This is a genomic window from Sphingopyxis sp. HIX (genome assembly GCF_001468285.1).
GTDB lineage: Bacteria > Pseudomonadota > Alphaproteobacteria > Sphingomonadales > Sphingomonadaceae > Sphingopyxis.
In genome coordinates, this window is record NZ_LNSB01000016.1 from 84,524 (window position 1) to 91,659 (window position 7,136).

Here is a 7,136-nt window from a genome sequence, read left to right on the forward strand (position 1 = left end):
CAGACCTATTGTTTCAGCATGTCGAGCGCGACGTCGACGATCATGTCTTCCTGTCCGCCGACCATCTTGCGCCGCCCAAGTTCGACGAGGATCGCGCGCGTGTCGAGTCCGTGGTCCGCAGCGGCCTTCTCGGCATGACGCAGGAAGGAGGAATAGACCCCGGCATAGCCCAATGTCAGCGTCTCGCGGTCGACGCGGACGGGGCGGTCCTGCAGCGGGCGGACGAGTTCCTCGGCGGCGTCCATCAGCGCGAACAGGTCGCAGCCATGGTTCCAGCCCTCGACGTCTGCCGCGGCGATGAAGACCTCCAGCGGCGCGTTACCCGCCCCCGCGCCCATCCCGGCGAGGCTGGCGTCGACCCGCACCGCGCCATTCTGCACCGCGACGATGCTGTTCGCGACGCCGAGGCTGAGATTGTGGTGCGCATGGACGCCGCGCTGCGTCTCGGGTTTCAGCACCCGGTCGTACGCCGCGAGGCGCGCCGCATATTGATCCATCGTCATCGCGCCGCCGCTGTCGGTGACATAGACGCAGTGCGCGCCATAGCTTTCCATGAGCAAGGCCTGCTGCGCGAGCGCGTCGGGCTGCGACATGTGGCTCATCATCAGGAAGCCCGAGACGTCCATACCGAGGCTGCGCGCCGCCTCGATATGCTGCTTCGACACATCGGCCTCCGTGCAATGCGTCGCGATGCGCACCGAGCGGACGCCGAGGTCATAGGCCCGCTTCAGATCGTGAACGGTGCCGATCCCGGGAAGCAGCAAAGTCGTCAGCACGCTGTGCTCGAGCACCTCGGCGACCGTGCCGATCCAGTCCCAGTCGGTGTGGGCGCCGAAACCGTAGTTGAAGCTCGAGCCTTGCAGTCCGTCGCCATGCGCGACCTCGATCGCGTCGACCTTGGCCGCATCGAGCGCCCTGGCGATCGCCTTCACATGGTCGAGGCCATATTGGTGGCGGATCGCGTGCATGCCGTCGCGCAGCGTCACGTCCTGGATGTAGAGCTTGGTCGTGGTGGGATCGAAGCTCATGCGGCTACTCCTTCGTTCATCCGGAGCGCAATATTTTCGGCGGTCCTGAGCGCCGCCGAGGTCATGATGTCGAGATTGCCCGCATAGGCGGGCAGATAGTGCGCCGCCCCCTCGACCTCGAGGAAGACGCTGACCTTCAGGCCCGTGAAGCTGCCGCCCATCTCGGGGATGCGCAGCGGCGCGTTGCCGCCGACGCTCTCGAACTGCACCGCCTGCTTGAGGCGGTATCCGGGGACATAGGTCTGCACCTCGGCGACCATGTCCGCGACGCTCTTCGCGATCGCTTCGCGGTCGGCGTCGTCGCAGAGGCAATAGACGGTGTCGCGCATGATCAGCGGCGGCTCGGCGGGGTTCAAGATGATGATCGCCTTGCCGCGGGTGGCGCCGCCGACCTCGACGATCGCCTGGCTCGTCGTCTCGGTGAATTCGTCGATGTTCGCGCGCGTGCCCGGGCCCGCGCTCTTGGAAGCGATCGACGCGACGATCTCGCCATAATGCACCTTCGCGACGCGATTGACCGCCGCGACGATCGGGATCGTCGCCTGCCCGCCGCAGGTCACCATATTGACGTTCGCCGCGTCGAGGTGCGCATCGCCGTTGACCGGCGGGATCGTATAGGGACCGATCGCCGCGGGGGTCAGGTCGACGACGCGCTTCCCGTGTCCGATCAGCACCTCGCTGTGGCGCTTATGTGCGCCCGCCGAGGTTGCGTCGAAGACGATGGCGATATCGGCGAAGCCCGGCAGCGCGATAAGGCCGTCGAGGCCGTCGGCGGTGATCGGCACGCCGAGCCGGGCGGCGCGCTTGAGCCCGTCGCTCTCGGGATCGATACCGACGAACGCGCCCATCTCCAGCACGTCGGACAGCCGCATGATCTTGATCATCAGGTCGGTGCCGATGTTGCCCGACCCGATGATGGCAACCTTGGTCTTGCCATTGGGGATCCTCGCCATCGCCTCAGTCCTTGTAGGTGAAGCTGCAGGCGCCGATGCCCGCGACCTTCGCATGGACATAATCGCCCGGCGTCAGTGCAGCCATCGGGCCCAAGGCTCCGGCGAGCAGGATATCGCCCGCCTTCAGAGGCTCGCCCCTCGCCGCCAACGTCTGCGCGAGCCAGGCGGCGGCGTGGAGCGGGTTGCCGAGCGCGGCCGCGCCGACGCCGGTCGACACCGTCTCGCCGTTGAAGCGCATTTCCATCGCTGCGCCCTCGAGGTCGAGCCCCGCAAGCGGCTTTCCCTCGCGCGCGAGCACGAAGAAGGCCGAGGAGCCATTGTCCGACACGGTGTCGGCGAAGCTGATCTTCCAGTCGGCGATGCGGCTGTCGACGATTTCGATCGCGGCGTGCACGCTCGCGACTGCCGCCGCGACCTGCTCGACCGTGGTATCGGCATCGGGCAGGTCGGCGCCGAGCACGAAGGCGATCTCGGCCTCGGCCTTCGGCTGCAAGGTCCTGGCCGGATCGAGCGTGCCGCCGTCGGTTACGCGCATATCCTCGAACAGCACGCCGAAATCGGGCTGGTCGACACCCAGCTGCGTCTGCACGGCCTTGGCCGTCAATCCCGCCTTGCGGCCGACGATGCGGCGGCCCTGCGCTTCCCAGAAGCGGGTGTTGATCGTCTGCACCGCATAGGCGCCGTCGGCGTCGGTGGGATCGAGCCCGTCGCGCAGCGGCGGCACCGCTCCCCCGGCATAGGCATCGCGCAAGCGGCGCGCGAGATCATTGTGGCTGACCGTCATTCGAACATCCTCCCGTTGCGCCCTTGTTATGCGATCCCCCTTTGACCCGATAGCCACGGCGCGATAATTATGCTCACATGATGAGCGATTCTAACATGCAAGGTTCGCAATCGGCGGCGCGGACGCTGGCGCTGCTCGAAGCCGTCGCGCAAGACGGCGGGCGCACGCCAGCGGCCGAGCTGATCGAGCGCGCGGGGCTCGCCCCCGCGACCGGGCGGCGGTTGCTGGCGCTGCTGGTCGAACGGGAATATCTGATGCGAATAGCGCGCGGCCGCTATGCCGGAGGGGAAAAGCTGCGCCAGCTCGCGGCGCGGGTGAGCCCGCATGCGCGGCTGATCGAGACAGCGCGCCCGATCCTGCGGCGGCTCGCGCAGGCCGAGCGTGCCACCGCCTATCTGGGCGTGTTCGAGGGCGAGATGGTGACCTATCTGGTCAAGGAAGGCGCACAGACCGGCTTCACGCGCGAGCAGATGCAGCTCGAGGCCTATTGCACCGGCATCGGCAAGATCCTGCTCGCGCAGCTCGCGGGCGAGCGGCTCGGCGCCTATCTCGCCGCGCCGCTGGTGCCGCTCACCGCACACACGATCACCGACCCGGAAAAGCTGCGCGCCGAACTTATGGCGACGCGGGAGCGCGGCTATGCGATCGACGACCGCGAGATGGCCGAGGATCTGGGCTGCGTCGCGGTGCCGCTCCAGCATCTGCGCGGCAGCGATTATGCGATTTCGCTGTCGGGATCGCCGGCGCGCTTCCACCCTGGCAATGCGCCCGAGATCGCGGCGCGGCTGCAGCGCACCGCCGAACAGATCAGCCAGCGGCTTGGGCATTGAGCCCGCGCGCGTTCGCCCAGCTCGCCTCGACGAGCGCCGCAAGTACGTCCACCTCGCCCGCGTCGCGCGGCGCGTAGAGCATCACCGTGTCGGGCGAGACCGTCGGTTGCCCGGCGAGCGGATGCGGCTCGGCCCAGCCGGCGGCTATCGCGGCGCCGCGCAGCGGTTCGGGCAGGATGACGTGCAGGCTGCAATCATCGCCCAGATGGACATGCGCGAACTCGTCGCCGAGCAGAAAGGCTTCGCTGCGGCCGCAGCCCATGGCGGGATCGAGATAGAAGCCGACCGAGCCCGGCGGCGCACGCAGGCTGTGCCCCAGCTTCACATGACCCAGCGTCGCCAGCCGCTCGACGAGCCCGGTCGCGAGGGCGCGCGCTTCGGGCACGATCTGGTCGATCTGGCTGTGCGGGGCGCAGGGAATCGTGCGCGGTCGAACGCCCGCGCGCACCGGCAAAGTCTCTGCTAAATTCATTTCGCTCTCCCGCGCCGGCGCCCTGTTGACTCGGCGCAGCGAATATAACATGCTAGCATACAAGTTAGCAATGGGAGAGCGATCATGGATCAATTTGCCGTCTGGGCGACGATGGAAGCCCGCGAAGGGAAGGAAGCGGAAGCCCGCGCCTTCCTGGTCGAAGCCGCGCTGCGGCTGGAAAGCGAGCCCGGCACGACGAGCTTTCGCGCGATGCAGATCGGGCCACGCGAATTCGCGATCTTCAACAGCTTCGTCGACGAAGCCGCGCTGCAGGCGCATGTGACCGGGCCGACCGCAGCATGGGTGCAGGCGCAGAATCCCGAATTGTTCACCGCGCCCTATGCGATCACCCGCTGCCAGGTGTTCGCGGCCAAGCGCGTCGGCGCCGACGTCCTGTGACAGAGAATAGCGACTGCGAGGTCCTGGTCGTCGGGGCCGGCCCGACCGGGCTGATGGCGGCGAACCTGCTCGCCCGATCGGGCGTGCGCGTGCGCATCGTCGAGCGCCGCGGCGAGGCGACGCGCGAGTCGCGTGCGTTCGCGGTACAGGCACGCAGCCTGGAACTGCTGCAGTCGATGGGCCTGGCCGATCGCTTCGTCGAGCGCGGCGTGATCGCGCGCTCGGTCAATATCCATGTGAAGGGCAAGTTCGCGGGCGGGCTCGACTTCACGCGGGCCGAGGCGGGCGACACCCCCTTCCCCTTCATCCTGATGATCCCGCAGTCGGAGAGTGAGGCGTTGTTGGCTGCCGATCTCGAAGCCTTGGGCGTGGTCATCGAGCGCGGCGTCGATTGCGCCGACTTTACGATGGACGCGGGCGGTGTGCGCGCCGAACTGAAACACGGCGACGGCCGGACCGAGACTTTGCGCTGCGCCTATATCGTCGGCGGCGACGGATCGCGCAGCGTCGTGCGCAGCGGCGCCGGGATCGGCTGGGACGGCGAGTTGCTGCCGCAGCGTTTCCTGCTCGCCGACTGCCGCGTCGACTGGCCGCTCGACCATGACAATTTCCGCGTCTTCCTGAACGGCCCGCTGATCGGGCTGTTCCTGCCGCTGAAGGGCAGCGCCTGCTCGCGCGTGATGGCAACCGACATGTCGGGCGGCTTCGGCGACGAGGACGGCAGCGTCCCCGCGCCGCTCGATCTTGCCGAGATGCAGGCGGGACTGGCGGCGGCACTGAACCTGCCGGTCAAGCTCAGCGCGCCGGTGTGGGTCACGCGCTACCGCGCGCATCATCGCTTCGTCGATCGTTACAGCGCCGGTCGCGCTTTCGTCGCGGGGGACGCGGCGCATATCCATTCGCCCGCGGGCGGCCAGGGGATGAACACCGGCCTGCAGGACGCCGCGAACCTCGCGTGGAAGCTCGCGGCGGTGCTGCGCGGCGCGAACCCCGCGCTGCTGGAAAGCTATGACGGCGAGCGCCGCCCAGTCGGCGACGCGGTCGTGAAGAAGACCGGACGGCTGTTCGCCGCCGCCGCCGGGCAGGCGGGGTTCAAGGCGAAGATGCGTGATCGCATGCTGCCGGTCGTCCTGCCCTTCATCTCGAAGAAGAAGCCGTTCCAGACCAACGCCTTCAAGGGCGCATCGCAGCGCGGCATCGCCTATCCGCCGGGCGGATCGCTGGTCCCCGCCGATGGTGCGGGCGGCAAGGGGCCGAAGCCCGGCGAGCGCGCGCCCGACGCGCCCTGGCCCGGCGACGGCACGCTTTACGAGGCGCTCGCAGGCTATCGCTTCACCCTGCTCGCGCTCTCGCTCGATCCGGCCGACGACGCCAGCGGCCCCGCGCTCGCCGCGGCGCAGGACGCGCTGGCGAAGCTCGACCCGCGTGCCGAGCCGGTGGTCATCGACGCGATCCCGGCCGATGCGGCGCTGGCGACGCGTTATGGCCTGGGCGGCAAGCGCCGCCGCATGCTCTATGTCGTGCGCCCCGACGGCTATGTCGGGTGGCGCGGTACAGGCTGGGACGCCGCAGCCTGCGCCGAATGGATCGCCGGGCTCACTGCGAATGGCGGCTAAACGGCACGCGCTGCTCGGCGCCCTGCTGGCGAGCGTCTTTCCCGCAAGCCTGGTCGAATCCGCGGCGCCGCCGGCCCCCGCCGTTGCCGAGGAACCCGTGCTGCGCGTCGTCATCCTCGGATCGGGGACCCCGGTGCCGAGCCGGACACAGGCGGGGACCGCGATCCTGGTCCAGGCGGGCGGCGACACCCTGCTCTTCGATTGCGGGCGTGGCTGCACGACGCGGCTGGCGCAGGTCGACCCGGCGCTGCTGCCGAAGATCGACCGGCTGTTCGTGACGCACCTCCACAGCGACCATGTCGTCGGCATCCCCGATTTGTGGCTCAACGGCTGGATGCAGGGGCGCGCGGGGCCGCTGCGCGTGTGGGGCCCGAAGGGCAGCGATGCGATGATGGCGGGGCTGCGCCGGGCCTTTGCCGCCGACATCGGGTACCGCCGCGCCGACGGCATTCCCGCGAACGACGCCGGCATCGCGCCCGCGGTGTCGGTCGTGCGCCGCGACGGTGTCGTCTATCGCAGCAGCGACCTCCAGGTCACCGCCTTTGCGGTGAAGCATGGCGACGTCCCGGCCTTCGGCTATCGCATCGACAAGGGCGCGCATTCGGTGCTGATCTCGGGCGACACCGCCGCGACGCCCGCGCTCGCGCGCTATGGTCAAGGCGTCGACGTGGCGCTGGTCGAGGTCGCCTCGCCGCCAATGGCCGCCTATGTCCGGCGCAGCTTTTCGGCCGAACAGGCGAAGAAGATATTGGACCTGCACCTCAGCGCCGAGGAGGCGGGCGACGCGCTTGCGGCGATGCGCCCGGGCCTTGCGGTCTATTATCACAGCGTGACCGGCGAAGCGGCCGACGCGGCTTTGCTCGCCGCGACGCGGAGGCGTTATGCGGGGCGGATGGAGGTCGGGCGCGATTTGATGGCGATCGAGGTCCATGCCGACCGGGTGGTGGTCGATCCGGTGGATTGATGGCGGTTGGTTTTGGGGTGGGGAGCGGACGTTCTTAATCCTCCCTGCGGCGAAGCCGTGGGGAGGGGGACCGCCCGCAGGGCGGTGGAG

Annotated in this window: 8 protein-coding genes; 4 read left to right on the plus strand and 4 right to left on the minus strand. The window is 68.8% G+C overall.

Going from position 1 to position 7,136, the window contains the following annotated elements; translation table 11 throughout:
* Positions 1 to 5 precede the first annotated feature (5 nt).
* Genes dmpG through ATE62_RS09680 form a run of 3 tightly spaced genes read right to left on the minus strand, consistent with a single transcriptional unit; the run spans position 6 to position 2,765 of the window.
* Complete coding sequence (dmpG, locus tag ATE62_RS09670; protein ID WP_058809013.1) at positions 6 to 1,028, minus strand: 4-hydroxy-2-oxovalerate aldolase; 1,023 nt, start codon at positions 1,026 to 1,028, stop codon at positions 6 to 8.
* A complete protein-coding gene (locus tag ATE62_RS09675) occupies positions 1,025 to 1,981 on the minus strand; it encodes an acetaldehyde dehydrogenase (acetylating) (protein WP_058809014.1) in 957 nt (318 codons plus the stop codon). The genes dmpG and ATE62_RS09675 overlap by 4 nt, the downstream gene beginning before the upstream one ends.
* 4 nt (positions 1,982 to 1,985) lie before the next feature.
* Positions 1,986 to 2,765: a 2-keto-4-pentenoate hydratase gene (locus ATE62_RS09680; RefSeq protein WP_058809015.1), complete on the minus strand. Its 780-nt coding sequence runs from the start codon at positions 2,763 to 2,765 to the stop codon at positions 1,986 to 1,988.
* Between the two features lie 77 nt (positions 2,766 to 2,842).
* Here ATE62_RS09680 and ATE62_RS09685 point away from each other — a divergent pair, with 77 nt between their 5' ends.
* The gene (locus ATE62_RS09685) at positions 2,843 to 3,595 is read left to right on the plus strand and encodes an IclR family transcriptional regulator (protein ID WP_082662711.1); all 753 of its coding nucleotides are present in this window, start codon (positions 2,843 to 2,845) and stop codon (positions 3,593 to 3,595) included.
* Here ATE62_RS09685 and ATE62_RS09690 read toward each other — a convergent pair.
* On the minus strand, positions 3,573 to 4,067 hold the full coding sequence (locus tag ATE62_RS09690) for a luciferase domain-containing protein (protein ID WP_156420597.1): 495 nt from the start codon (positions 4,065 to 4,067) through the stop codon (positions 3,573 to 3,575). The two genes, ATE62_RS09685 and ATE62_RS09690, sit on opposite strands and share 23 nt — an antisense overlap.
* A gap of 84 nt (positions 4,068 to 4,151) precedes the next feature.
* Here ATE62_RS09690 and ATE62_RS09695 point away from each other — a divergent pair, with 84 nt between their 5' ends.
* The 3 genes from ATE62_RS09695 to ATE62_RS09705 are packed head-to-tail and all read left to right on the plus strand — an operon-like array spanning position 4,152 to position 7,046.
* Positions 4,152 to 4,466 (plus strand): putative quinol monooxygenase, encoded by a 315-nt coding sequence (locus ATE62_RS09695; RefSeq protein WP_058809018.1) that lies wholly within the window; start codon positions 4,152 to 4,154, stop codon positions 4,464 to 4,466.
* A complete protein-coding gene (locus ATE62_RS09700) occupies positions 4,463 to 6,082 on the plus strand; it encodes an FAD-dependent monooxygenase (RefSeq protein WP_058809019.1) in 1,620 nt (539 codons plus the stop codon). Before ATE62_RS09695 ends, ATE62_RS09700 begins: the two co-directional genes overlap by 4 nt.
* Positions 6,072 to 7,046 carry an MBL fold metallo-hydrolase gene (locus tag ATE62_RS09705; protein ID WP_058809020.1) on the plus strand — a complete coding sequence of 325 codons (975 nt, stop codon included), beginning with the start codon at positions 6,072 to 6,074 and terminating at the stop codon, positions 7,044 to 7,046. Before ATE62_RS09700 ends, ATE62_RS09705 begins: the two co-directional genes overlap by 11 nt.
* The last annotated feature ends 90 nt before the right edge of the window (positions 7,047 to 7,136 follow it).

Bases quoted from the DNA above. Each gene is read 5' to 3' on its own strand.
- dmpG (WP_058809013.1), bottom strand. From the start codon at position 1,028: ATGAGCTTCGATCCCACCACGACCAAGCTCTACATCCAGGACGTGACG.
- ATE62_RS09675 (WP_058809014.1), bottom strand. From the start codon at position 1,981: ATGGCGAGGATCCCCAATGGCAAGACCAAGGTTGCCATCATCGGGTCG.
- ATE62_RS09680 (WP_058809015.1), bottom strand. From the start codon at position 2,765: ATGACGGTCAGCCACAATGATCTCGCGCGCCGCTTGCGCGATGCCTAT.
- ATE62_RS09685 (WP_082662711.1), top strand. From the start codon at position 2,843: ATGATGAGCGATTCTAACATGCAAGGTTCGCAATCGGCGGCGCGGACG.
- ATE62_RS09690 (WP_156420597.1), bottom strand. From the start codon at position 4,067: ATGAATTTAGCAGAGACTTTGCCGGTGCGCGCGGGCGTTCGACCGCGC.
- ATE62_RS09695 (WP_058809018.1), top strand. From the start codon at position 4,152: ATGGATCAATTTGCCGTCTGGGCGACGATGGAAGCCCGCGAAGGGAAG.
- ATE62_RS09705 (WP_058809020.1), top strand. From the start codon at position 6,072: ATGGCGGCTAAACGGCACGCGCTGCTCGGCGCCCTGCTGGCGAGCGTC.